The sequence below is a fragment of the Pantoea sp. genome (genome assembly GCF_039594315.1).
Classification (GTDB): Bacteria; Pseudomonadota; Gammaproteobacteria; order Enterobacterales; family Enterobacteriaceae; genus Pantoea.
The window spans coordinates 146,155-169,749 of sequence record NZ_JBCNNP010000005.1; the positions used below are offsets into that span (position 1 = coordinate 146,155).

At 55.7% G+C, this 23,595-nt stretch carries 24 protein-coding genes and 1 riboswitch; of the genes, 8 read left to right on the plus strand and 16 right to left on the minus strand.

Features of this window, described 5'->3' with window-relative positions:
• Positions 1-105: 105 nt before the first annotated feature.
• The 3 genes from dusC to ABDW13_RS06020 form a co-directional block, all read right to left on the minus strand.
• A complete protein-coding gene (dusC, locus tag ABDW13_RS06010) occupies positions 106-1,053 on the minus strand; it encodes a tRNA dihydrouridine(16) synthase DusC (protein WP_343551545.1) in 948 nt (315 codons plus the stop codon).
• A gap of 4 nt (positions 1,054-1,057) precedes the next feature.
• On the minus strand, positions 1,058-2,449 hold the full coding sequence (gene rhlE, locus ABDW13_RS06015; RefSeq protein WP_343551546.1) for an ATP-dependent RNA helicase RhlE: 1,392 nt from the start codon (positions 2,447-2,449) through the stop codon (positions 1,058-1,060).
• 213 nt (positions 2,450-2,662) lie between these two features.
• A complete protein-coding gene (locus ABDW13_RS06020; RefSeq protein WP_343551547.1) occupies positions 2,663-3,055 on the minus strand; it encodes a YbhQ family protein in 393 nt (130 codons plus the stop codon).
• A 178-nt stretch (positions 3,056-3,233) separates the two neighbouring features.
• Between ABDW13_RS06020 and ABDW13_RS06025 the strand changes: the two genes are divergently transcribed.
• The 3 genes from ABDW13_RS06025 to ABDW13_RS06035 are packed head-to-tail and all read left to right on the plus strand — an operon-like array spanning position 3,234 to position 6,210.
• Complete coding sequence (locus ABDW13_RS06025; protein ID WP_343551548.1) at positions 3,234-3,995, plus strand: endonuclease/exonuclease/phosphatase family protein; 762 nt, start codon at positions 3,234-3,236, stop codon at positions 3,993-3,995.
• Positions 3,992-5,236 carry a cardiolipin synthase ClsB gene (gene clsB, locus ABDW13_RS06030; RefSeq protein ID WP_343551549.1) on the plus strand — a complete coding sequence of 415 codons (1,245 nt, stop codon included), beginning with the start codon at positions 3,992-3,994 and terminating at the stop codon, positions 5,234-5,236. The genes ABDW13_RS06025 and clsB overlap by 4 nt, the downstream gene beginning before the upstream one ends.
• Positions 5,236-6,210 (plus strand): lysylphosphatidylglycerol synthase domain-containing protein, encoded by a 975-nt coding sequence (locus tag ABDW13_RS06035; protein WP_343551550.1) that lies wholly within the window; start codon positions 5,236-5,238, stop codon positions 6,208-6,210. Before clsB ends, ABDW13_RS06035 begins: the two co-directional genes overlap by 1 nt.
• 61 nt (positions 6,211-6,271) lie before the next feature.
• Here the strand turns inward: ABDW13_RS06035 and ABDW13_RS06040 are convergent, their stop codons facing one another.
• The 7 genes from ABDW13_RS06040 to moaA all read right to left on the minus strand — a co-directional run bounded on the left by ABDW13_RS06040 (position 6,272) and on the right by moaA (position 10,915).
• Complete coding sequence (locus tag ABDW13_RS06040; RefSeq protein ID WP_343551551.1) at positions 6,272-6,979, minus strand: Bax inhibitor-1/YccA family protein; 708 nt, start codon at positions 6,977-6,979, stop codon at positions 6,272-6,274.
• 61 nt (positions 6,980-7,040) lie between these two features.
• Positions 7,041-8,135, minus strand: a complete 1,095-nt coding sequence (locus tag ABDW13_RS06045) for a DUF1615 domain-containing protein (RefSeq protein WP_343551552.1) — start codon at positions 8,133-8,135, stop codon at positions 7,041-7,043.
• Positions 8,136-8,215: 80 nt separating this feature from the next.
• Positions 8,216-8,668, minus strand: coding sequence for a molybdopterin synthase catalytic subunit MoaE (gene moaE, locus ABDW13_RS06050; RefSeq protein WP_343551553.1), 453 nt, complete (start codon positions 8,666-8,668; stop codon positions 8,216-8,218).
• Between the two features lie 2 nt (positions 8,669-8,670).
• On the minus strand, positions 8,671-8,916 hold the full coding sequence (gene moaD / locus ABDW13_RS06055) for a molybdopterin synthase sulfur carrier subunit (RefSeq protein ID WP_343551554.1): 246 nt from the start codon (positions 8,914-8,916) through the stop codon (positions 8,671-8,673).
• Positions 8,909-9,394 carry a cyclic pyranopterin monophosphate synthase MoaC gene (gene moaC / locus ABDW13_RS06060; protein WP_343551555.1) on the minus strand — a complete coding sequence of 162 codons (486 nt, stop codon included), beginning with the start codon at positions 9,392-9,394 and terminating at the stop codon, positions 8,909-8,911. The genes moaD and moaC overlap by 8 nt, the downstream gene beginning before the upstream one ends.
• A 2-nt stretch (positions 9,395-9,396) precedes the next feature.
• Positions 9,397-9,912 (minus strand): molybdenum cofactor biosynthesis protein B, encoded by a 516-nt coding sequence (gene moaB / locus ABDW13_RS06065; protein WP_343551556.1) that lies wholly within the window; start codon positions 9,910-9,912, stop codon positions 9,397-9,399.
• Between the two features lie 16 nt (positions 9,913-9,928).
• The gene (gene moaA / locus ABDW13_RS06070) at positions 9,929-10,915 is read right to left on the minus strand and encodes a GTP 3',8-cyclase MoaA (RefSeq protein ID WP_343551557.1); all 987 of its coding nucleotides are present in this window, start codon (positions 10,913-10,915) and stop codon (positions 9,929-9,931) included.
• Positions 10,905-11,039: riboswitch (molybdenum cofactor riboswitch) on the minus strand. Its footprint overlaps the gene before it by 11 nt.
• A 196-nt stretch (positions 11,040-11,235) precedes the next feature.
• Between moaA and yvcK the strand changes: the two genes are divergently transcribed.
• Positions 11,236-12,138, plus strand: a complete 903-nt coding sequence (gene yvcK / locus ABDW13_RS06075; RefSeq protein WP_343551558.1) for a uridine diphosphate-N-acetylglucosamine-binding protein YvcK — start codon at positions 11,236-11,238, stop codon at positions 12,136-12,138.
• A 65-nt stretch (positions 12,139-12,203) separates the two neighbouring features.
• Here the strand turns inward: yvcK and uvrB are convergent, their stop codons facing one another.
• Positions 12,204-14,225, minus strand: coding sequence for an excinuclease ABC subunit UvrB (uvrB, locus tag ABDW13_RS06080; protein ID WP_343551559.1), 2,022 nt, complete (start codon positions 14,223-14,225; stop codon positions 12,204-12,206).
• Positions 14,226-15,152: 927 nt separating this feature from the next.
• Here uvrB and ABDW13_RS06085 point away from each other — a divergent pair.
• Complete coding sequence (locus ABDW13_RS06085; protein WP_343551560.1) at positions 15,153-15,869, plus strand: ATP-binding cassette domain-containing protein; 717 nt, start codon at positions 15,153-15,155, stop codon at positions 15,867-15,869.
• A gap of 113 nt (positions 15,870-15,982) precedes the next feature.
• On the opposite strand, the gene bioD is transcribed toward ABDW13_RS06085, so the two are convergent.
• From bioD to bioB, 4 genes are read right to left on the minus strand one after another with little or no spacing between them, the layout of a single operon-like run.
• On the minus strand, positions 15,983-16,654 hold the full coding sequence (gene bioD / locus ABDW13_RS06090; RefSeq protein ID WP_343551561.1) for a dethiobiotin synthase: 672 nt from the start codon (positions 16,652-16,654) through the stop codon (positions 15,983-15,985).
• On the minus strand, positions 16,651-17,406 hold the full coding sequence (bioC, locus tag ABDW13_RS06095) for a malonyl-ACP O-methyltransferase BioC (RefSeq protein ID WP_343551562.1): 756 nt from the start codon (positions 17,404-17,406) through the stop codon (positions 16,651-16,653). Before bioC ends, bioD begins: the two co-directional genes overlap by 4 nt.
• Positions 17,390-18,541, minus strand: a complete 1,152-nt coding sequence (bioF, locus tag ABDW13_RS06100; RefSeq protein WP_343551563.1) for an 8-amino-7-oxononanoate synthase — start codon at positions 18,539-18,541, stop codon at positions 17,390-17,392. The genes bioC and bioF overlap by 17 nt, the downstream gene beginning before the upstream one ends.
• Entirely contained in the window at positions 18,542-19,573 is a 1,032-nt protein-coding gene (bioB, locus tag ABDW13_RS06105; RefSeq protein ID WP_343551565.1) for a biotin synthase BioB, read from the minus strand.
• 87 nt (positions 19,574-19,660) lie between these two features.
• Between bioB and bioA the strand changes: the two genes are divergently transcribed.
• Positions 19,661-20,956, plus strand: a complete 1,296-nt coding sequence (bioA, locus tag ABDW13_RS06110; RefSeq protein ID WP_343551566.1) for an adenosylmethionine--8-amino-7-oxononanoate transaminase — start codon at positions 19,661-19,663, stop codon at positions 20,954-20,956.
• A 29-nt stretch (positions 20,957-20,985) separates the two neighbouring features.
• On the plus strand, positions 20,986-21,462 hold the full coding sequence (locus ABDW13_RS06115) for a kinase inhibitor (protein WP_343551567.1): 477 nt from the start codon (positions 20,986-20,988) through the stop codon (positions 21,460-21,462).
• Between the two features lie 39 nt (positions 21,463-21,501).
• Here ABDW13_RS06115 and pgl read toward each other — a convergent pair whose 3' ends face one another.
• Positions 21,502-22,494 carry a 6-phosphogluconolactonase gene (pgl, locus tag ABDW13_RS06120; RefSeq protein WP_343551568.1) on the minus strand — a complete coding sequence of 331 codons (993 nt, stop codon included), beginning with the start codon at positions 22,492-22,494 and terminating at the stop codon, positions 21,502-21,504.
• 148 nt (positions 22,495-22,642) lie between these two features.
• Here pgl and ABDW13_RS06125 point away from each other — a divergent pair, with 148 nt between their 5' ends.
• A complete protein-coding gene (locus ABDW13_RS06125; protein ID WP_343551570.1) occupies positions 22,643-23,461 on the plus strand; it encodes a pyridoxal phosphatase in 819 nt (272 codons plus the stop codon).
• Positions 23,462-23,595 lie beyond the last annotated feature (134 nt).

The following is a 23,595-nucleotide window of genomic DNA, read 5'->3' on the forward strand; positions in this document are numbered from 1 at the left end:
AACTATAACCTTAGCCTGCTAATAGATCGCGACTTTTTTAGTTATAAAGTTCGACAGAATTGGGATGGTTCGAATCGGTCACCATAAATGGCGATCCAGCGGGATTTAGCTGATTGCTTGAGCATGCCGTTCAATCGCGGTGGCGATGTCGGCGGAGACTTTAAGTGTGCGAACTTCGCTGAACAGGCCGTCGGCTTCGTTATACGCTTTGCGCAGATAACCGAGCCACTGCTTGATACGCGCGACATGATACATGCCGGTATCGCCCTGCTTTTCCAGTTGCGTGTACTTGAGCAGCAACGCCACTACGTCGGGCCACGCCATCGGCGCTTCGTTGTATTTCACCACGCGTGCCAGATTTGGCACATTGAGCGCACCGCGCCCGATCATCACCGCATCGCAACCGGTGATACGCATGCAATCTTGCGCGTCTTGCCAGTTCCAGATTTCACCGTTGGCGATCACCGGAATAGTGAGACGCTGGCGGATTTCGCCAATCGCCTGCCAGTTAATACTCTCGGCGCGATAACCGTCTTCTTTGGTGCGACCGTGTACCACCAATTCGCTGGCACCGGCTTGCTGCACCGCATCGGCGATTTCAAAGCGTCGATCGCCGGAATCCCAGCCTAAACGCACTTTGACCGTGACCGGCAGATGATCCGGCACCGCTTCACGCATTGCTTTTGCGCCGCGATAAATCAGCTCCGGATCTTTCAGCAATGTTGCGCCGCCGCCGCTGCCGTTAACCAGCTTTGACGGACAACCGCAGTTGAGATCAACACCCCACGAACCGAGTTCCACCGCACGCGCGGCGTTCTCGGCCAACCATTCGGGATATTGCCCCAACAGCTGCATGCGCACCCGCGTGCCAGATGGCGTGCGGCTGTGGTTATGCAGCTCAGGACACAAACGATAAAAGGATTTTACCGGCAGCAGTTGATCGACCACGCGCAGGAACTCGGTCACGCATAAGTCATAATCATTCACTCCGGAGAGCAACTCACGCACCAGCGAATCAAGCACGCCCTCCATCGGCGCCAGTAAAACCCTCATGACGTTAGGCGTTCCCACTTCTCTTCGGTGCTGGGCGACGACGACCGCTGTTCGCTGCCGGAGCCGCCTGGCCTGCACCTTGCGCTGGGCGACGTGCGGAACGCGCTTCACCTTGCGGGCGTGGTGCATTGCCGCTGTGTGGACGAGAAACGTTACCGCCCTGACCACGGCCCTGTCCACCTTGACCACGTCCGCCTTGACCGCGACCGCCGCCTTGCTGCTGACGACCATTCTGGATCGGCTCAGCTTTGATACTTGGATCAACGTCGAAACCTGGCACTTCGATGCGCGGGATTTCACGCTTCAGCAGGTGTTCGATATCGCGCAGCAGTTTGTGTTCATCAACACACACCAGCGACAGCGCCGCACCGGTTGCCGCCGCACGGCCGGTACGACCAATACGGTGCACGTAATCTTCCGCGACGTTCGGCAGCTCGTAGTTCACCACGTGCGGCAGTTCTTCGATATCGAGGCCACGCGCCGCGATGTCGGTCGCCACCAGCACGCGAATACCGCCGGATTTGAAGTCAGCCAATGCACGCGTACGCGCACCCTGGCTCTTGTTGCCGTGGATCGCCGCAGCGGTGATGCCGTCTTTGTTCAGCTGTTCTGCCAGATGGTTGGCGCCGTGTTTGGTACGGGTGAACACCAGCACTTGCTGCCAGTTGTCACGACCAATCATCAGCGACAGCAGTTCCCGCTTACGCTTCTTATCAACGAAATGCACTTGCTGAGAAACTTGTTCAGAGGCGGTGTTGCGACGCGCCACTTCAACCTGTTCTGGGTTGGTCAGCAGTTTTTCTGCCAGCGTTTTGATCTCGTCAGAGAAGGTCGCGGAGAACAGCAGGTTTTGACGCTTCGCTGGCAGGCGCGCCAGTACGCGACGGATGTCGTGGATGAAACCCATGTCGAGCATGCGGTCAGCTTCGTCCAGCACCAGGATTTCAACTTGCGACAGATCAACCGCGTTCTGGTGCGCCAGATCAAGCAGACGGCCCGGTGTCGCCACCAGCACGTCAACGCCGCCGCGCAGTTTCATCATCTGCGGGTTGATGCTCACGCCGCCGAATACCACCAGCGAGCGGATATCGAGATATTGGCTGTATTCACGCACGTTCTCGCCCACCTGAGCCGCCAGTTCGCGGGTCGGCGTGAGGATCAGTGCACGTACCGGACGGCGGCCACGCGCCGTCGACGGTTTCGCGGTAAGACGCTGCAACAGCGGCAGCGTAAAGCCGGCGGTTTTACCGGTACCGGTTTGGGCGCTGGCTAACAGGTCACGACCCGCCAACACCACAGGAATCGCCTGACGCTGAATTGGCGTCGGCTCTTGGTAGCCTTGTTCTGCTACCGCACGCAAAATATCGGCACTTAAGCCGAGAGAGTCAAATGACATGCAGGTGTATTACTCCGAACCGTCCTGATCGCCGTGGGCGATGTAGTTTTCAGGAGGGATATGACGCAAGCCGTGGGGCGTACGTGTGAAAAGGGCACAAACTACCATGCGTAAGGGCGCGAGTTTAGCAGCTTTCCGCCGCAACTGCGACAGGCATAAAAAAGGAGCCACAGGCGGCTCCTTCTCTGATGGGTTCCGCGGAACCCCAATCAATCAACTGCGCTTCTTCTCGATGCGCTGCACCGGCTCTTTCGCCAGCAGCGAAACCAGCGCCGGGCCCACTAACATCACCACGCCGAGCAAACCAAGCAGCAGGTTGTTGTGGATCACGCGAGAGATCAGGAACAGCGTTAACATCGCTGCGCCAAAGTAGTACGTGGTGGTCACCTCTTCGAGGGAATCACCCAATCTACGTAAACGGGCACTACGCTGCATGACCAGCATGGCAATAAATACCACCGCATAAGCCGCCACCAGGGTACTGCTCACTTCAACCAGCGCCCTATGTTTCCAGCCCCAAACCAGCGCCGCAATCACCAGCAGGTGCATCGCGATATGCAAACAGGTTTGTCCGGTAACAATCTGAACACGATTAGACCATTTCATTCTCTATCTCCTGGCAGACCCAACAGGTCGCCCAAGTGTATCTGGCTGGAGGCCAGACGAACTTCCTCAATGTAAAGCAAATTTCGGATTACGCCCTAATTTTCCGCTCGCAACACCTTACGTTTGTGACAAAGACTACACTTTGTGCTGTTGAAGATGAAAAGGAGCGCGTCGAAGTATGCCACAAAATACGCAAGGATTTTCATTTAAAGTCCTGACGATCAATACCCACAAGGGTTTTACCAGCTTCAATCGCCGCTTTATCCTGCCGGAATTGCGCGATGCAGTTCGCGCAACCTCCGCAGATATTGTCTTTCTGCAAGAGGTGATGGGCACGCATGCCATCCATTCGCTGCACATTGAGAACTGGCCTGAAACCTCGCATTACGAGTTTTTGGCCGACACCATGTGGCACGATTTTGCCTATGGCCGCAACGCCGTTTATCCTGAGGGACATCACGGGAACGCGATATTGTCACGTTTTCCGATCGTTGAATATGAAAACCGCGATATTTCTGTCGCCGGAAGTGAAAAGCGCGGCATCTTGCACTGCCAAATCCGCCTGCCGGATCGCGTCGATCCGCTGCACGTATTCTGCGTACATTTGGGGCTTAAGGAGAAGCATCGTCAGGCGCAGATGAAGATGATGTGCGACATCATTGATACCTTGCCGCCGCAGGCGCCTTTGGTGGTGGCCGGTGATTTTAATGACTGGCAAGTCAGCGCCAATCGCTTCCTCAAACGCGCGGTGGGATTGGAGGAAGTGTTCAGCATCAAAACGGGTCGCCCTGCTCGCACCTTCCCGGCGCGTTTTCCGCTGCTCAGGCTCGATCGCATCTACATCCGCAACGCGAAAGTGAGTCAACCTTGGGCGTTGCCGGTTAAACCCTGGTCGCACCTGTCCGATCATGCGCCGTTGGCGGTGGAGATTTTCCTATGAATTTCAATTGGCGCGACGGTAATCAGATCCGTCTACTCGAAAACGGTGACCAGTTTTTCCCGCGCGTTATGGGCGCGATTCAACGCGCCGAACGCACGCTGTTGCTGGAAACCTTCATCCTGTTTGAGGATGAAGTCGGTAACGAATTGCACGATGCATTGCTGGCCGCCGCCCAGCGTGGCGTGAAGGTCGAAATGATGGTGGACGGCTACGGTTCGCATGAACTGTCGGATGCCTTTGTCGCGAGTTTGACCGCCGCTGGCGTGCGCTTTATTTACTACGATCCGCGCCCGCTGGTACTCGGCATGCGCACCAATGTGTTCCGCCGTTTGCACCGCAAAATTGTGGTGGCCGATGAGGTGATCGCCTTTGTCGGCGGCATTAACTTCTCCGCTGAACACAACGTGGATTTTGGTGCCCAGGCGAAACAGGATTATGCAGTGGAAGTGAAAGGCCCGATTGTGCAGGACATCGCGCGCTACGTGCAGCAACAGATCGGCAGTGAACAGCCTACGCGTCGCTGGTGGGGCGCACGATCCCATCGTCCGGCGGTTAACGCCATGCCCGGCGAAGCGCAGGTGCTATTCGTCTATCGCGACAACGATGAACATCGCGATGATATTGAACAGCATTATCTCGACATGCTGCGTAAGGCAAAAAAGGATGTGGTGATCGCCAATGCCTATTTCTTCCCCGGCTATCGCCTACTGCGGGAGATGCGCAGTGCGGCACAACGCGGCGTGCGCGTGCGATTGATCGTGCAGGGCGAGCCAGATATGCCGATCGTCAAAGTCGGCGCTGAACTGCTCTACAACTATTTGGTCGATGGCGGCGTGGAAGTGTATGAATACTGCCGCCGCCCGCTGCACGGCAAAATCGCGGTGCAGGATCAGCAATGGTCAACCGTCGGCTCCAGTAACCTCGATCCGCTGAGCTTATCGCTCAATTTGGAAGCCAATTTAATGGTGCACGATCGCGCCTTCAACCAAACGCTGCGCGATAATCTCGAACTGTTGATTCAGCAGGATTGCGTGCGGGTGGAAGAGGACAAACTGCCGCCACGCAATTGGTGGCAGCTGACCAAAGGTGTGATTGTGTTCCACTTTTTACGCCACTTCCCCGCCATCGCTGGCTGGTTGCCTGCGCATACGCCGCGCCTGTCGCAAGTTGCTCCGCCCGTCCAACCCGAGATGGAAACCCAGGATCGGGTCGAAGTCGATAATCCAGGAGCAAAACCCTAATGTCGAAGAAAAATCAGCGCTGGCAACTGACAAAAAAAATTCTCACCTGGCTGTTTTTTATCGCGGTGATCGTGTTGTTAGTGGTCTACGCGCGCAAGGTGAATTGGGATGACGTTTACACCGTCATCATCGGCTATAACCGCTATGTGGTGCTGATCGCCGCCGCGTTGGTGGTGGTGAGTTATCTCACTTACGGCCTCTACGATCTGATCGGACGCGCCTATTGCGGGCATAAACTGGCAAAACGCCAAGTGATGCTGGTGTCGTTTATCTGTTACGCCTTCAATCTGACGTTGAGTACCTGGGTTGGCGGCGTGGCGATGCGCTACCGCTTGTATTCACGACTGGGTTTGCCAGGCAATACCATTACGCGTATTTTCTCGCTCAGCATCGCCACCAACTGGCTCGGTTACATTTTGCTGGCTGGCGTGGTGTTTGCCGCTGGCATGGTGCCGATTCCGGCGGGCTGGTTTATCGGTGAAACCACATTGCGGATTATTGGCGCGGCGCTGCTGGTGACGGTGGCGATTTATCTGTGGGCGTGCGCCTTTGCGAAAAAGCGTCGCTGGACGGTAAAAGGCCAGCATTTGCAGTTGCCCTCGCTGCGTATGGCGCTGTTCCAATTCGCGGTTTCCTGCGCCAACTGGATGGTGATGGGCGCAATTATTTGGCTGCTGCTGGCACGTCAGGTGGATTATCCGATTGTGTTAGGCGTGTTGCTGATCAGCAGCATTGCGGGAGTGATTATTCATATTCCGGCGGGTATTGGCGTGCTGGAGGCGGTTTTCCTGGCGCTGTTGAGCGGGCAACATGCTTCGCACGGGACGATTATTGCGGCGCTGCTAGCTTATCGCGTGCTCTATTTTATCTTGCCGCTGTTGGTGGCGCTGGTGCTGTATTTGTGGCTGGAGAGTCGCGCCAAGCATTTGCGGCAGAAGAATGAGCAGAAGATGGAGAAGTCGGTTTCGCGCTGAGTTGGTGCGGGATGTCCCTCACCCTAGCCCTCTCCCACAAGTGGGAGAGGGAACGAGAATTTTAGCGGCGGTTGCCGAAAATGCGCAGCAACATCAGGAACAGGTTGATGAAATCGAGATACAACGTCAGCGCGCCCATGATTGAGGTGCGACGCAGGTTCTCTTTGTCATTCACATTGATGTTCTCGCCAATCGCTTTTAGCTTCTGCGTGTCATAGGCGGTCAAGCCTACAAACACCACCACACCGATATAGGTGATCGCCCACATCAACGCCGGGCTTTTCAGCCAGAAGTTCACCAGCGACGCCAGCAAAATCCCAATCAGCGCCATAAACAGCAGGCTGCCGAAACGGCTCAAATCGCGTTTGGTGGTGTAGCCGTAGAAACTCATCGCACCGAACATCCCCGCCGTTACGAAGAAGGTACTGGCGATGGAAGAGTAGGTGTAAACGAGGAAAATACTCGCCATCGTCAAACCGGTCAGCGCCGAATAGAGCATAAACAGCCCAGTCGCCACCGCGCCGCTCATGCGATGCACCATGCCAGACAGCACAAATACCAGTGCCAACTGCGCGATGATCAGGCCGAAGAAGGTGATGCGGTTGGCGAACACCAGCTCCATAACTGCCGGGGTGCGCGCGGCAAACCACGACACAAATGCGGTGAGCAGCAAGCCACAGGTCATCCAACCATAGACCTGCGCCATATAGGTTTGCAGCGAGGTGGAAGCCTGCTGCACGATTGAATCATTACGTGGATATCGGTCCATGAAGCGCCTCATTCTTAAACGTTAGAAAACCCTGTAAGTGTGGAGTGTACACCCGTTTGCGTCAACGGCGCGTCAAGCACTGTTGATAGCGACCATTCACGCGCTGGGCGAACCACGCGGTGGTGAGATTACGGGTGATTTTCGGACTTTCGAGTTTGATGCCCGGCAGCATTTCACGCGGCAACCGTTTTCCCGCCATTTTGTCGGCAAGGATAAAGGTCTGTTTCCACAGCGTGCTGTTGGCAAACGCTTCTGTGTCGCCCTTCTCCAGATCGCGGCGGATTTCGCGGTTGCTCATATCCAGTTGCTTACTCAGGCTGCGCACCGCTAATTCGGTTGAACCGGCTTGTTCGCTGCCATACATAATCAAATCGCCATCCAATTCCAGTTTGATGCCACTGGCGCGCGCCACCGCCGCCTGGAATGCGGCGTTGCGACTGGCATACCAACCGGCGTTGAAGTCAGCGAAGCGATATAGCGGCTGGCTGTAATCGGCGGGATAGCCGAGTAAATGCAGCGTGCCGAAGTAGATGCCGCCGCGTCGGGTAAACACTTCACGGCGAATCGAGCCATCGATGGCATACGGATAGCCTTTGGCGTGCGCTTCGGCAAATTCAATGCTGACCTGCATCGGCCCGCCGGTGTGAATCGGGTTGAGATTACCAAACAGCTTCTGCCCCATCGGCACCATATCAATAAAGTCATCGAAAATGGCGCTCAACTCTTTTTCGCTGCGCACTTTATCGAGGCGCGCCGCATAACTTTCACCGGTTGGCGATTTGATCAGCAGCGCGGTGCGTACCAGGAAAGCGGGAACATGCACTTTGGCGGCGCGGCGATCAATTTCGCCCCAGGCGATTTTTGGCAAGCCCGGCACCGGCGCATCGGCGTTGAAGTTGGATTCCTGATCGGTAACCGCAATCACCGCGCAAATGTTGCTGGCGCTGGGTTCGATTTGCTGCACGCGGAATGCGGTGTAAATGTCGTCGGCCCAGGCGGATTTTTGTTTCACATCGCTGGGTAACAACTGTTGGATTTGGCTTTTCACATCTGCCGGCTGGCGCGCCGGAGCCTGCGGCTCTTTTTTCGTGCTACAACCGGCCAGCACCAGCGCGGCGAGTAACGCTGCGCCTGTGATTATCTTAGTGTTTTTCATCCTGCTCCCTGACGCCAACAAAAACCGTACCTTAACGTTTTCAGTGGCCTGCCGCTATCGGAGCCGGAGGATTTTGCGCGCTAGCTCCAGCGCTCAGCGGCTTGATGATCGCTGTCGCGCGCGTCCACCCAACGATCGCCCTGCGCAGTGACTTCGCGCTTCCAGAACGGTGCGCGGGTTTTCAGGTAATCCATGATGAATTCGGTCGCGGCAAACGCACTGCCACGATGGGCGCTGCTGACGCCAACAAACACGATTTCATCACCGGGAAACAGTTCGCCGACGCGATGGATCACCGTGACTTGCTGCAATGCCCAGCGCTGGCGCGCTTCCACCACGATATCGGCCAGCGCTTTTTCGGTCATGCCGGGATAATGCTCCAGCGTAAGCGCCGCCACGCTGTCGCCAAGATTGTGATTGCGCACTTTGCCGGTAAAGGTCACCACGGCACCGTCGCTGTCGTGCGCCGCGAGTTGCGCATATTCCGCACCCACATCAAACGGTTCTACGCCTACGCGAATTCGGGTTTCCATGCTTAACCTCCGGTAACCGGCGGGAAGAAAGCGACTTCATCTCCCGCCTGTAGCGGATGATTCATCGGCACCAGCGTTTGGTTGACGGCGGCCAGCAATTTGCCGGATTCCAGCGCCAGCGCCCAGCGTTCGCCCTTTTCTGCCAGCGCCGCACGCAGCGTGGCAACATCGGCATATTCCGGCGCGAGTTCGAGCGCAGCGGTGCCGGTGAGCTCACGCACCTGAGCAAAAAACAGCACCTTAATCATTGCTCACCGCCTTGAAATCACCGGATTTGCCGCCGCTTTTGCTCAGCAAACGCAGCTGATCGATGACGATATCTTTCTGCACCGCTTTGCACATGTCATAGATGGTCAGCGCGGCGACGGAGGCCGCGGTTAACGCTTCCATCTCGACGCCGGTTTTGCCGGTTAAGCGGCACAGCGACGTGACGCGCACGCGGTTGTGCTCAGGCTCAGCCAGCAATGTCACTTCCACTTTACTCAGCATCAGCGGATGGCACAGCGGAATCAGTTCCCAGGTGCGTTTCGCCGCCTGAATGCCAGCAATGCGCGCGGTAGCGAACACGTCACCTTTGTGGTGACTGCCGTCAATGATCATTTGCAGCGTTTCGGCGCTCATCAGCACCAGCGCTTCAGCCTGGGCTTCGCGCACCGTTTCGGTTTTGCCGGAGACATCCACCATGTGGGCTTCGCCAGCGGCATTGATATGCGTTAAGGATGACATGCTTACAACTTCTTCAAATGTGAGACGAAATTACACGGACGCGTACGCGCATCCAGTTGATCTTCAATGATGCGTTCCCACGCGCTGCGGCAGGCGTTGGTCGAACCCGGCACGGCAAAAATCAGCGTGTGATTGGCCAAACCGGCCACCGCACGCGATTGCAGCGTTGAGCTACCAATCTCTTCATAGGAGATCATGCGGAACAGTTCGCCAAAGCCTTCAATTTCGCGATCCAGCAGCGGCAGCAACGCTTCAGGCGTGCTGTTTTTACTGTTAAAACCGGTGCCGCCATTAACGATCACTACCTGCACATCGTCGCTGGCAATCCAGCTCGAGACCGTGGCGCGAATGCGATAACGGTTATCAGGCACCAGCGCGCGATCCACCACCTGATGCCCTGCTTCAGTCAGCGCTTCACGCAGATAATCGCCCGATGTGTCATTGCTGGCATCGCGGCTATCAGAGACGGTCATCACCGCCACATTTAAGGCGACAAACTCGCCGGAAGGTTTACCCATGGCCGAAACTCCTGTGTTAGCCACCAATAAAGGAGAGATTTTGTGTGATGCCGGTATTGCCCTGATGCAGGAAATGCGTCTGCTTTTTCTGTCCCAGACTGTGGGCGATACGTTCCTGCAACTCGGCTTGCTGATCGTCTGACGCCAGCAAATCACGCAGCGGTACGCCACCGTCACCAAACAGGCACAGATGCAAATTACCCAGCGCCGAGACGCGCAGGCGGTTGCAGCTGGCGCAGAAGTCTTTTTCGTACGGCATGATCAGGCCGACTTCGCCCTGATAATCGGGATGACGAAACACCTGCGCCGGGCCATCGCTGCGGCCGCGCGGCTGGCGCTGCCAACCTTGCATAATCAATTGATCGCGGATCACTTCACCGGAAATGTGATGACGGCGGAACAGATCGCTGCCGTCGCCGGTTTCCATCAGCTCGATAAAGCGTAGTTGAATCGGCCGCGCGCGCAGCCAATCGAGGAAGGTGTTAAGGCTGTGGCTGTTGACATCGCGCATCAGCACGCTGTTGACTTTGACCTTGTCGAAACCGGCATCAAAGGCGGCATCAATGCCCGCCATCACGTCGGCAAATTTGTCCTGCCCCGTAATGGCGTGGAATTGGCGGGCATCCAGGCTATCGACGCTGACGTTGATGTGCGTAAGCCCGGCGTCACGCCAGGCACGCACGTCGCGCGCCATGCGATAACCGTTGGTGGTCATGGCGATTTGGCGAATGGCGTCATTTTCCCGCACCGCGGCGATGATGTCGGTAAAATCGCGCCGCATCGACGGTTCACCGCCGGTCAGGCGCACTTTTTCGGTGCCGGCTGCCGCAAAGGCACGCGTCACACGACGAATCTCGTCCAGCGAGAGAAAACTTTTATTGTGCGTGCCGTTCGGCTGATAGCCGTTGGGCAAGCAATAGGTACAACGGAAGTTACACACATCCGTCACCGACAGGCGCAGATAGTAAAAGCTGCGCGCGTAGGCATCTGTAAATTGTGGCACCTGAACACCTTTCCAAAGTCGGGAGATGCAGTCATTTCTTTCTGCACCCTGGCAGCTCAAGGCTGCGGCCGGAATTCCGTATCTTTATGACTTAGGAACTCAGGCTTGGGAGTTTGTTGTCATTATCGACAACACGGTTAACGCGAATGGTAGCGCGATTATCATTCGGCATCCATCAGTGAATTTCGCTATATATATTGATACATAACGTGTTTTTCACCGCATTTTCGCGTCAGAATACGTTAAAATACGCCGCAAATATTGATGCATATCAGTTCAACTACGCCTCAATGCGTGGACGTCAGAGACAAAGGAGCAACATGAATCGTACCCTGGCAGATTTAGATCGCGTGGTGGCATTGGGCGGCGGACACGGTTTGGGCCGCGTGATGTCAGCGTTAGCGCCGTTAGGTTCGCGCTTAACTGGCATCGTCACCACCACCGATAATGGCGGATCGACCGGACGTATTCGCCGTTCGGAAGGCGGCATTGCCTGGGGCGATATGCGCAACTGCATCAATCAGCTGATTACCGAACCAAGCGTCGCCACGGCGATGTTTGAATATCGCTTCAGCGGCAACGGCGAATTAGCCGGGCACAATTTAGGCAATCTGATGCTGAAAGCGTTGGATCATCTCAGCGTGCGCCCGCTGGAAGCCATCAACATCATTCGTAATTTGCTTAAAGTCGATGCCTTTTTGATTCCGATGTCGGAACAACCGGTGGATTTAGTGGCGCAGGATGACGAAGGCAATATGGTGTACGGCGAAACCGCGATTGATGAAATGAAGCAGCCGCCGCAAGAATTGATGCTGCATCCTAACGTCCAACCCACGCGAGAAGCGCTTGATGCGATTGCCGAAGCGGATTTAATTCTGATCGGTCCCGGAAGTTTTTACACCAGCCTGATGCCAATTCTGCTAATGGAAGAGATGGCACGCGCGCTGCGTCGCACGCCCGCCACTATGGTGTTTATTGGCAATCTGGGGAAAGAGCTAAGCCCAGCCGCCGCCGGATTAACCGTGGCGGATAAATTGGCGATGATGGAGAAAGCCATTGGTAAGCGGGTGATTGATGCGATTGTGGTCAGTCCGGCTGCCGATATCAGCGGAGTTGAAGAACGTGTGATTATCCGCGAACCGCTGGAAGCCGCCGACATCAAATATCGTCACGACCGCCAACTGTTGCGCATCGCGCTGGAGCACGCGATTCAGGCGTTTTAATTTTACGCCGCGCATCCATGCGCTGCGTTTCGTAGGGTCGCCATTTATGGTGACCTGGACGCGCATCACGACGCCGCAATAAACAGCTCGCGCAACTGATGCAACTGATCGCGCACGCTGGCCGCTTCTTCAAACTCCAGATTCTGCGCGTGTTGCTGCATCTGCCCTTCCAGCTCGTGAATCTTCTTCTGCATCGCCTGCGGCGTAAGCGCCAGATAATTCGCTTCGGCTTCCGCTGCGGTACGTGACGCGGTTTTGCCTTTGCCGCGTGTTTTCACCACGTTGCGGCCCAGCTCCAGAATATCGGTGATTTTCTTATTCAGCCCTTGCGGCACGATGCCGTTATCTTCGTTGTATTTCTGCTGCTTCTCGCGACGGCGTTCGGTTTCGCCCATCGCGCGCTCCATCGACGGCGTAATTTTGTCGGCATACAGAATTGCCCGTCCGTTGATGTTACGCGCCGCACGACCAATGGTCTGAATCAGCGAGCGTTCGGAGCGCAGGAAACCTTCTTTATCGGCATCCAGAATCGCCACCAGCGATACTTCTGGCATATCCAAACCTTCACGCAGCAAGTTGATGCCGACCAGCACATCAAACTCACCGAGACGCAGATCGCGAATGATTTCCATGCGCTCAACAGTATCAATGTCTGAGTGCAGATAACGCACCTTCTCGCCGTGCTCGACCAGATATTCGGTGAGATCTTCCGCCATACGCTTGGTCAGCACCGTTACCAGCACACGCTCATTGATCTCAACGCGCTTGCGGATTTCGGAGAGTAAATCATCCACCTGCGTCGCCACTGGGCGCACTTCCAGCACCGGATCGAGCAAGCCGGTTGGACGCACCAACTGATCGATCACCTCATCACCGGATTTCTCCAGCTCGTAATTGCCCGGTGTGGCCGAAACATAAATGGTTTGCGGTGCCGCAGCTTCAAACTCTTCGAAGCGCATTGGACGGTTATCCAGTGCCGACGGCAAACGGAAGCCATATTCCACCAACGTCTCTTTGCGCGCGCGGTCGCCGCGATACATGCCGCCAATCTGCGGGATGGTCACGTGCGATTCGTCCACCACCAGCAAACCATCGGCCGGCAAGTAGTCGAACAAGGTTGGCGGCGGCTCACCCGGTCCGCGTCCGGAAAGGTAGCGCGAATAGTTTTCGATGCCGGAGCAGTAGCCCAACTCGTTCATCATTTCGAGATCGAACTGGGTACGCTGCGAAATGCGCTGCTCTTCCAACAGTTTGTTGTTCTCCAGCAGCACTTTACGGCGGATCACCAACTCATCTTTGATCTCTTCCATCGCCTGCAAAATACGTTCGCGCGGCGTAACGTAGTGCGTTTTCGGATAGACGGTAAAGCGTGGGATCACCGAATCGACTTGCCCGGTGAGCGGATCAAACAGCGACAGCCGTTCAACTTCTTCATCAAACAGCTCGATACGCAGCGCAATCTCATCGGATTCCGCCGGGAACACGTCGATCACTTCACCGCGCACGCGGAACGTACCGCGCTGGAATGCCTGATCGTTGCGGGTGTATTGCAGCTCGGCGAGACGTCGCAGAATGCTGCGCTGATCGATAATCATGCCGCGCGTCAAATGCAGCATCATTTTCAAATAGAGATCGGGATCGCCCAAGCCATAAATCGCCGAAACCGAGGCCACTACGATGACATCGCGGCGTTCCAACAACGCTTTGGTCGCCGACAAACGCATCTGTTCGATGTGCTCATTCACCGATGCATCTTTTTCGATAAAGGTATCGGAACTCGGCACATAAGCTTCAGGCTGGTAGTAATCGTAGTAAGAGACGAAGAACTCCACGGCGTTATCCGGGAAGAACTCTTTCATCTCTCCGTACAGCTGCGCCGCCAGCGTTTTGTTCGGCGCCAGCACCATGGTGGGGCGATTAAGATCGGCAATCACATTGGCAATGGTGAAAGTTTTACCCGAGCCGGTTACGCCCAACAGCGTTTGATGTGCTAGTCCATCTTCCAGCCCCTCTTCCAGGCGACGAATCGCCTCAGGCTGATCACCTGAAGGCTTGAAAGCGGAGTTGAGTTTAAAGGCTTTGCTCATGTTTTAGCGGTTCCAGCAGATGAAGTCGGCGGGCAGGCTGGTAATTCTACTCTGCTATGGCGAATTTGCCAGAAAAAAATACTGGACATAATCACAGTAACCTTGCACGATAATGGAACTTCGCGGTGGATTTCTTCAGTGCAATTTAAGCGGCACAACGCAAACTGTTGTTGCGCAATGTTATCCCCAAACGGAGGATGCTTTTAACATTTGTCAATAGAGTGTCATTAAATTGCAGTGAGATGACAAGGCAGATAAATCGCATGCTTGTTTTTTACTAACCTGCTGTTTTTATTAAATATGACTTAAAAGTCCAGTTTCTCAGCATAATGTATGAAGGCCGCGATTTTCCTCGCTTGCGCCCGGTTTTCAGTCGTTAATGCACAAGGTTATCCACAGTAATGGTGGATAAGTGAATCCAGCCCAAAGCCCATCGGCTGTGTATAAATTTCCCCAACGTGTTCTTAAGGGCGAAAAAAAATTTTTTCGCATTTATTTTTGCCGTTCAGCGTGTCGCATTAACCCTTCTTTTTGCCTATTAGCCATGGCTGTTTGCCAAAAAATCCAGCGCTTAAGGCCACTTATTTCCGCAGTTATTGCCTCGTGAACGATCAAATGCACCAGAAACGTTAAGCAGTCAGCACCGTCAAAGTGCAGATAAGTTATCACTCAATGGAATTGTTAAGCGTTGCTCAACTTTTAATGGCCTATTTGCGCGATTCCCCCACTTAACCCGGCAATATTCCTAACCTGGCCTGGTAATTGCAGTGATTAACCTATCGAGACCTATGGAAAGACGAGGCCATATAGGCTCGCCCAGGCAGATTCTCTGCCAACGACAGCGGTGTCCATTAATCGTGCACGACTGTATGCCAGACGACACAGAGCGGGAGCATTCAGGCTAATAATCTGGAAGGAGTATGTCAGATGCTGAGTTTACGTTCGGTGAATCAGTTTTACGGTCAAAACCACATCCTGTGGGATGTGGATCTCGATCTGCCGCCGGGCACCTGCACCGGCGTGCTGGGCAGTCCGGGCATGGGCAAAACCACCTTGGTCAACTGCATTATGGGTCGTTTGCCGATCAACAGCGGCTCAATGACCTGGCAAGAGGATGGCGCACCACCGGAAGATTTACTGCTGCAACCGGCAGAAATGCGGGCGCGCACCGGAATCGGCTATGTACCGCAAGGACGGCATATTTTCTCGCAGATGAGCGTGGAAGATAATTTGCTGATTGCGCTGATGGCGGCGCAGGACGATCGCAGCCGCGCGATTCCGGAGATGGTGTTTGACCTGTTCCCGGCACTCTATTCGTTGCGTCATCAACGCAGCGGCGAGTTACCGATGGAGCAACAGCAACATCTGGCCCTGGCGCGTGCGCTGGTGCTGCAACCGAAGCTGGTGATCCTCGATGAACCGACGGAAGGCATGTCGCCGTGGCTGGAAGAGGAGATGGGCAATTTGATTCGCCGTTTGAATCGCGAATACGGATTGACGATTTTGTTGCTGGAGCAGCATGTATCGTTTGTGCGCCGCGTTGCCGACTATTTCCTGCTGCTGCATCGTGGGCGCAATGTGGCGCACGGTAAAGTGGCGCAGTTGGATGATTTAACGGTGAATAAGTGGCTGACAGCCACTTAGCGCACGTACCGTAGCGGCGCAATTTATTGCGCAATAGTTGGATGGGCACGGAGCCGCCAATTATTTGCGCGATAAATCGCGCCGCTACGAATCGTGCGTGCTGCATGCCTGAACTATTGCGGCAACGTCACATAACGGCCGCATTCGGCCTGTTGCGCTTCATCGCTCAGATAGGGAATTTCACCGAGGAATGGCGCGTCAATACGCTGGCGCAATGAGGTGATATATTCCTGATGGCGTTTGCCCGGCGGTTGAATGTCATTGGCGATCCAGCCAGCCAAGCGCAACCCGCGCGCTTTAACCGCTTCGGCGGTCAACATCGCGTGATTGATGCAGCCTAACTTCACGCCAACCACCAAAATCACCGGCAACTGCTCCACTTCAACCCAATCGGCGTAAGTTTGCGTCTCAGACAACGGCGTAAACCAACCGCCCGCGCCTTCGACTAATACCCATTCGGCTTGCTGTTCCAGCGCGCGTAATCCCGCCGACAACTGAGCGAACTCAATCGGCCGCTGCTCTTCCGCGCTGATAATGTGCGGTGAAGTGGGCTCAACAAACGCCAGCGGATTCACTTGCTCGTAGCTCAATGTCAAGCTGCTGTAGCGCTGCAAGGCCAGCGCATCGCTGTTGCGAATGCCTGCTGGGGTGATGTCACAACCGGATGCCACCGGTTTGTAGCCTGCGGATCGTAATCCCGCCGCGCTGGCGGCTTGCAACAGCGCGCCGCTGGCGACAGTTTTGCCTACTTCGGTATCGGTTCCGGTAATAAACCAGCGTGTCATTTACGTAAAACTCCAAACATCAGGTGATAACTCAGCCGATAACCGGCTTCATCCTGCGGCCAGTGCTGCTCTAACTTTGCGAGTTGGCTGCGGGTCAACACATTGGTGCCGCGTCCATCATGCAGATGCGTGGCGCCAATGCCTTTTAACGAGCGCATCGCGCTCAGCGCACTGGGAAAATGCAGCGTAATGATTTGCTGCTCAACACTGATTGGCAGCGCGACGGTGGCGTCATGAAATTGCGCCTGGCTGAGAAAACGGTTAGCGTGGCGACGGCCATCCAATTGCGCCCATGCGTGATGCACTTCATGCAGCGAACCTTCGAGCAAGGTGGAAAACAGCACCCTGCCACCCGGACGCGTCACGCGCAAAAAATGCTGCAACGCGAGGTGCAAATCACTGCTCCATTGCACCGCCAGATTGCTCCACACGCCATCGACGCTCTCATCCGCCAGCGGCAGATCATCGATATCGCCCAACAGATAATGCTGCGCCGATTGCTGCTCACGCGCTGTTGCCAGCATGTTGGGTGACAGATCGAGCGCGGTTAGCGTGCGCCCGCGATCGCGCCAATAACGGCTATACCAACCCGTACCACAACCGGCATCCAGCAGATGTGGACCAAAACCGGCCGGTGCCAGCGCTAACAATGCGTCACCGCTCAAGCGTTGCAACTCGGCATGCTGTTCGTAATGCTGAGCCGCACGCCCGAAAGCGTCGGCCACCGCTTGCTTGTTAACCTGCAGCGTCATACAGCGCCTCCAGCAGACGATCGATATCATCGGTGTGATGTGCGGCAGTCAGCGTGATACGCAATCGCGCCGTGCCCGGCGGCACCGTGGGTGGACGAATCGCGCTCACCCAGCAACCAGCTTGCGCGAGCTGCTGCGACAACGCCAACGCGGCACTGTTTTCGCCGACAATCAACGGCTGAATCGCACTCTCCGAAGCCATTAATTGCCACGGCAAATCAGCGGCGCCAGCGCGGAAACGGGCGATATGGCTGTGCAGCTTTTCACGCAGCGCATCGCCTTGTTGGATTTGCTGCAACGCCGCCAACAGCGCACAACATTGTGCTGGCGGCATCGCCGTGGAATAGATCAGATGGCGAGAAAATTGCTCGACGTAATCCGCCGTGGCGTCATCGCACAGCAACGCCGCACCGCTTACGCCAAACCCTTTGCCGAAGGTCACAATCAGCAGTTCCGGTTTCACTTGCTGCTGCCAGCAACTTCCGCGACCTTGCGCGCCGGTTACACCAATGCCGTGTGCATCGTCCACCAGCAACCAGCCGTTGCCGCGCCGCGTTTCTGCCGCAATCTCCACCAGCGGCGCACTGTCGCCATCCATGCTGAACACGCCTTCGGTAACCACCAAGGTGCCGCCTTCCGACGGCGTCGCCAGCAGTTTCGCCAGGCTTGCCGGCTGATTATGGGCAAAGCGGCGCAAGCTGGCCGGGCTGTGGCTGGCGGCATCCAGCAACGATGCATGGGCCAACTTGTCAGCCAGGATGCGATCCTGCTTTTCCGCCAGCAGATGGATCACCGCCTGATTGGCGGCGAATCCGGAGATAAACAGCAGCGCCCGCGAATAACCGAGCCAATCAGCTAACTGCTCTTCCAGCTGTGCGTGATAGCGGCTATAACCGGTGACGTGCCCGGACGCACCGGCACCGGCGCCCACCTCTGCTGCGCCTTGCTGCCATGCGGCGATCACCGCCGGATGTTGGCTGAGGCCGAGATAATCGTTGCTGGAGAAGTGGCGATAGCGCTGCCCTTCCAGGATGATTTCCCGCACGCTGTTGTGATCGACGCGCCGCCTCTGACGCCAGCCATCAACTGCACGCCGCTGCGCCAGCGCCTGATCGATACGTTGTGACCAGGCCATTTACACAGCCGCGTTGTAGAACTGCTCGGTATCGGCGTACAGCAGTTGCTCGCTCAGCTGATATTGCTGCTCGTTGTCGCCTGCGCTGGTGGCGCTATGTTCCGGATTGAGGCCCAGCTTGCGGAACAAGATCAGATCCTTGTCCTCTTCCGGGTTCGGCGTGGTCAGCAGTTTGCAGCCGTAGAAAATCGAGTTAGCGCCAGCCATGAAGCACATCGCCTGCGTTTGTTCACTCATCTGCTCGCGACCGGCCGAAAGGCGCACATGCGACGATGGCATCATGATACGCGCCACCGCGATGGTGCGGATGAAATCAAACGGCTCGACGTCATCGTTATCCGCCAGCGGCGTGCCTTTGACTTTCACCAGCATGTTGATGGGTACGCTTTCCGGCGGCGTCGGCAGATTTGCCAACTGCACCAGCAAACCGGCGCGATCTTTCACCGTTTCACCCAATCCGACGATGCCGCCGGAGCAAACTTTAATGCCCGCGCCGCGCACTTTATCCAGCGTATCAAGACGTTCCTGATAACTGCGCGTGGTGATGATGTTGCCGTAAAACTCTGGCGAGGTATCGAGGTTATGATTGTAGAAATCCAGCCCGGCTTCAGCGAGGCGCTGCGCCTGGCTGCCATCCAGCGTGCCCAAGGTCATGCAGGTTTCCATGCCCATCGCTTTAACGCCCTGCACCATCTGCTGCAAATACGGCATGTCGCGTTCATGTGGGTTTTTCCACGCCGCGCCCATGCAGAAACGGCTCGAACCGGCGGCTTTGGCTTTGCGCGCTGATTCCAGCACCGCATCCACTTCCATCAAACGTTCCGATTCCAACCCGGTTTTGTAACGCGCGCTCTGCGGGCAATATTTGCAGTCTTCCGGGCAGGCGCCGGTTTTGATCGACAGCAGCGTACTGACTTGTACCTGGCGCGGATCGAAATGTTGACGATGCACTTGCTGCGCTTCGAACATCAGCTCAAGGAAAGGTTTATCAAACAGTGCCTGTGCTTGTGACAGTGTCCAACGATTTGCCATTGCTTACTCCAGAAAAAGGGGTTCATCCCGACGATTAACGTGGTTATACTCGTAAACTAAATCTTTTCAAAATGGTTTACAAGACAGATGTTCACTCAGGACGACCTCAACTTTGACCGCCAGCATATCTGGCATCCGTATACGTCGATGCGCGATCCCCTGCCCTGTTATCCGGTAGTGGCGGCGCACGGTTGTCAGCTGCAACTGGCCGATGGGCGTGAACTGGTGGATGGCATGTCGTCATGGTGGGCGGCGATCCATGGCTATAACCATCCACGTCTCAACCACGCGTTACAGCAGCAAATGGCGCAGATGTCGCACGTGATGTTTGGCGGGATAACGCATCCCTCGGCGGTGGAATTGAGCCGCCAGCTGATTGCGATGACGCCAGCAGCACTGGAGTGCGTGTTCCTCGCCGATTCGGGGTCGATCGCCGTCGAAGTGTCGATGAAAATGGCGTTGCAATACTGGTTGGGGCGTAATCAAACACGGCAAAAATTTCTCACGCTGAAACGTGGCTATCACGGCGATACCTTTGCGGCGATGTCGGTGTGCGATCCAGAAAACTCGATGCACAGCTTGTGGCGCGGTTACCTGCCAGAGCATCTGTTTGCCAGCGCGCCGCAATGTGGCTTTGACGATGAATGGAACGAGGCGGATTTTGCCGATTTCGCGCAACTGGCGGAAATACATCATCGCGACATCGCCGCAGTGATTTTAGAACCGATTGTGCAAGGTGCCGGCGGCATGCGTTTCTATCATCCGCGCTACCTGCAAAAGGTGCGCGAGCTGTGCGATCGCTACGGTCTGCTGCTGATTGCTGATGAGATCGCCACCGGTTTTGGTCGCAGCGGCAAACTGTTTGCCTGCGAACATGCGGGCATTACGCCGGATATTCTGTGCCTCGGTAAAGCGCTGACCGGCGGCACCATGACGCTCTCCGCCACGTTGACCACGCGCGAGGTTGCCGATACCATCAGCCGCAGCGCGGCGGGCTGCTTTATGCATGGCCCAACCTTTATGGGCAATCCGCTGGCCTGCGCGGTGGCGGTGGCAAGTCTGGCGATGATCAACGAAGGTGACTGGCAGTTGCAGGTGCCACGCATCGAACAGCAATTGCGAGCAGAATTGCTGCCGCTGCGCAGTCACAGTATGGTGGCGGATGCACGCGTATTAGGCGCGATTGGCGTGATCGAAACTCATCGACCGGTGAACATGGCAGCGCTGCAACAGTTCTTTGTCGAACGCGGCGTGTGGATTCGTCCGTTTGGCAGTTTGATCTATCTGATGCCACCTTATCTGATTTCACCTGCTGAACTGACGAAACTGACGCAAGCGGTCAGTGCGGCACTGGATGTTGCGGCGCATTTCCACCATGATTGAGGGCACTGCACAACCCTAAAGGAGAGATCATGCGCGTATTTAGCCAGGATTTTAATGATGGCGACAAAATGCCAGAACGACACGTTTTCAACGGCATGGGATATCAGGGCGATAATCTGTCGCCGCATTTGGCGTGGGACGATGTTCCAGCGGGCACCAAAAGTTTTGTGGTGACCTGCTACGATCCCGACGCGCCGACCGGCTCCGGTTGGTGGCATTGGGTGGTGGCGAATATCCCGGCTGAAGTGACTGTGTTGCCGCAAGGTGCAGGATCTGGCGTGGCGGAGTTGCCGGAGAGCGCCATTCAGACGCGCACCGATTTTGGTCAAACCGGCTATGGCGGCGCAGCGCCACCGCAAGGCGAATCACATCGCTACATTTTTACCGTGCATGCGATGGATGTGGATAAGATTGAAGTCGATGCAGGGGCGAGTGGTGCCATGGTCGGCTTTAACGTGCATTTCCATGCGCTTGCCAGTGCGTCGATTACGGTGATGTATTCGTAATCACTAAACGGCGCCATCGGCGCCGTTTTTTATTGCTGATTACAATGCGTGAATCACTACCCACATCGGGCCTTGTCCAACCGCGTATCGCGCTAATGGATTGAGCAGGCCGCGTTCCTGAATTTTATACACTTCGATATGGTGCGATTTCTGCCCCGCCGCCACCAGATATTGGCCGCTGTGATCAATATTGAAACCACGCGGTTGCGTTTCGGTCGGCTGATAACCTTCAATCGCCAGCACTGAACCATCTTCACTGATGCTGAACACGGTAATGGTGCTGCTGGTACGATCGCAGGCATACAGGAATTTGCCATCTGGCGTGATATGGATGTCTGCAGCCCAGCGCGTGTCGCTGAAATCTTTTGGCATCATATCCAGCGTTTGCACCCGTTCAACCTTGCCATGTGCATTGTTCAGTGCCCACACATCCACGCTGCTATCCAACTCATTCACCACATAGCCATACGCGCCATTCGGATGGAACGCCATATGACGTGGACCCGCACCTTCCACCGTGGTGACTTGTGCTTGCTCGCGCGACGCTAACGTGCCGTCGGCATTCAGTTGGTACAGACAGATGCGATCCTGCTTCAATGCCGGGACAAACAGCGTTTGGTTTGCGAGATCGATGTTGGCCGAGTGGCAGCCATCAAGACCACTGATTACCTGGCTTGGCGCTTGCGGCAATCCGTCGCTGTTGATTGGGCTGATGCTGACACAGGCATCATTATAAGAACCGCAGAACAGATAGTTGCCTTGGCGATCGGTTGAAATGTGGGTTGGGCTGCCCGGCAACGGTGCTTCACCGGCCAGGCTCAAGGTACCGTCGGCCGCAATGCGGAACGCCAGCACACGGAAATTCGGACGAACACCCACATAGAGGAAATCTTTTTTCGGGCTGACCACCATCGGCTGCACCTGGCCGGCAACATCCGTCACCTGCAATAACGTCAGTGCGCCATCTTCCTGTAACTGCCAGGCATGGATCTGCTGGCTCTCTGGACTGGCGGTATACACGACTTGTTTCATGCGTTTTCCTTATTCGCTGCCTGATGAAAGGGATAACTGTAGCGCGTTTCATTTTGTCGCGCTGGATTCATTTGTGCCCTGTTTTTTGTCTCAGGGCCGTTGCCGGGTGTAGACTCAATGCTTTGCCAACTCCCGGACGGAAAGTGTAATGAGCTACCGCGTAATCGCCCTTGACCTCGACGGCACCCTGCTGACCCCGAATAAAACCATTCTGCCTGAATCCCTCGAAGCGCTGGCCCGCGCGCAACAGGCGGGCGTCAAAATCTTGATCGTCACCGGTCGCCACCATTGCGCCATCCACCCTTTTTATCAGGCGCTGAAACTGGATACACCCGCAATCTGCTGTAACGGTACTTATTTGTATGATTATCCAGCTAAAAAGGTGCTGGCATCCGATCCGCTGGAGCCAAGCAAAGCGGCGCGGGTGATTGAGATGCTGGATGAAGAAAACATCCACGGCCTGCTGTATGTGGATGATGCGATGCTGTATCAAACGCCAACTGGCCATGTCACGCGCACACTGAATTGGGCGCAATCATTGCCAGAAGCGCAGCGTCCCCTGTTCCAGCAGGTGCCGAGTCTGGCGCAGGCGGCGATTGAGGCCAAGTCGATCTGGAAGTTTGCCCTGTCACATCCCGATACGCGTGCGCTGCAACAATTTGCCGAGCGCACCGAAGCGGAATTAGGGCTGGCGTGTGAATGGTCGTGGCACGATCAGGTGGATATTGCCAAAGGCGGCAACAGTAAAGGTAAACGTCTGGCGCAATGGGTTGAGAGCCAGGGATTGAGCATGCAAGACGTGCTGGCGTTTGGCGATAACTATAACGATCTCAGCATGCTGGAACAGGTCGGTTTAGGCGTGGCGATGGGCAATGCTGATGAAGCGATTAAAGCGCGCGCCAAAAAGGTGATTGGCACCAATCTGGAGCCGGGCATCGCCGAAGTGATCTACCAGGAAGTGCTGTAATTCGTTTGGTCACCATAAATGGCGTAATGCCGATCAGTTAAGCCAAAAATGATCGGTTGAACGATCCGGCAGTTCTGCAAGAATCCGTAATCTATCAGGGATTACGGATTTTTTTATGTTACTCAGTCAGGCTC

Bases quoted from the DNA above. Each gene is read 5' to 3' on its own strand.
- dusC (WP_343551545.1), bottom strand. From the start codon at position 1,053: ATGAGGGTTTTACTGGCGCCGATGGAGGGCGTGCTTGATTCGCTGGTG.
- rhlE (WP_343551546.1), bottom strand. From the start codon at position 2,449: ATGTCATTTGACTCTCTCGGCTTAAGTGCCGATATTTTGCGTGCGGTA.
- ABDW13_RS06020 (WP_343551547.1), bottom strand. From the start codon at position 3,055: ATGAAATGGTCTAATCGTGTTCAGATTGTTACCGGACAAACCTGTTTG.
- ABDW13_RS06025 (WP_343551548.1), top strand. From the start codon at position 3,234: ATGCCACAAAATACGCAAGGATTTTCATTTAAAGTCCTGACGATCAAT.
- clsB (WP_343551549.1), top strand. From the start codon at position 3,992: ATGAATTTCAATTGGCGCGACGGTAATCAGATCCGTCTACTCGAAAAC.
- ABDW13_RS06035 (WP_343551550.1), top strand. From the start codon at position 5,236: ATGTCGAAGAAAAATCAGCGCTGGCAACTGACAAAAAAAATTCTCACC.
- ABDW13_RS06040 (WP_343551551.1), bottom strand. From the start codon at position 6,979: ATGGACCGATATCCACGTAATGATTCAATCGTGCAGCAGGCTTCCACC.
- ABDW13_RS06045 (WP_343551552.1), bottom strand. From the start codon at position 8,135: ATGAAAAACACTAAGATAATCACAGGCGCAGCGTTACTCGCCGCGCTG.
- moaE (WP_343551553.1), bottom strand. From the start codon at position 8,668: ATGGAAACCCGAATTCGCGTAGGCGTAGAACCGTTTGATGTGGGTGCG.
- moaD (WP_343551554.1), bottom strand. From the start codon at position 8,916: ATGATTAAGGTGCTGTTTTTTGCTCAGGTGCGTGAGCTCACCGGCACC.
- moaC (WP_343551555.1), bottom strand. From the start codon at position 9,394: ATGTCATCCTTAACGCATATCAATGCCGCTGGCGAAGCCCACATGGTG.
- moaB (WP_343551556.1), bottom strand. From the start codon at position 9,912: ATGGGTAAACCTTCCGGCGAGTTTGTCGCCTTAAATGTGGCGGTGATG.
- yvcK (WP_343551558.1), top strand. From the start codon at position 11,236: ATGAATCGTACCCTGGCAGATTTAGATCGCGTGGTGGCATTGGGCGGC.
- uvrB (WP_343551559.1), bottom strand. From the start codon at position 14,225: ATGAGCAAAGCCTTTAAACTCAACTCCGCTTTCAAGCCTTCAGGTGAT.
- ABDW13_RS06085 (WP_343551560.1), top strand. From the start codon at position 15,153: ATGCTGAGTTTACGTTCGGTGAATCAGTTTTACGGTCAAAACCACATC.
- bioD (WP_343551561.1), bottom strand. From the start codon at position 16,654: ATGACACGCTGGTTTATTACCGGAACCGATACCGAAGTAGGCAAAACT.
- bioC (WP_343551562.1), bottom strand. From the start codon at position 17,406: ATGACGCTGCAGGTTAACAAGCAAGCGGTGGCCGACGCTTTCGGGCGT.
- bioF (WP_343551563.1), bottom strand. From the start codon at position 18,541: ATGGCCTGGTCACAACGTATCGATCAGGCGCTGGCGCAGCGGCGTGCA.
- bioB (WP_343551565.1), bottom strand. From the start codon at position 19,573: ATGGCAAATCGTTGGACACTGTCACAAGCACAGGCACTGTTTGATAAA.
- bioA (WP_343551566.1), top strand. From the start codon at position 19,661: ATGTTCACTCAGGACGACCTCAACTTTGACCGCCAGCATATCTGGCAT.
- ABDW13_RS06115 (WP_343551567.1), top strand. From the start codon at position 20,986: ATGCGCGTATTTAGCCAGGATTTTAATGATGGCGACAAAATGCCAGAA.
- pgl (WP_343551568.1), bottom strand. From the start codon at position 22,494: ATGAAACAAGTCGTGTATACCGCCAGTCCAGAGAGCCAGCAGATCCAT.
- ABDW13_RS06125 (WP_343551570.1), top strand. From the start codon at position 22,643: ATGAGCTACCGCGTAATCGCCCTTGACCTCGACGGCACCCTGCTGACC.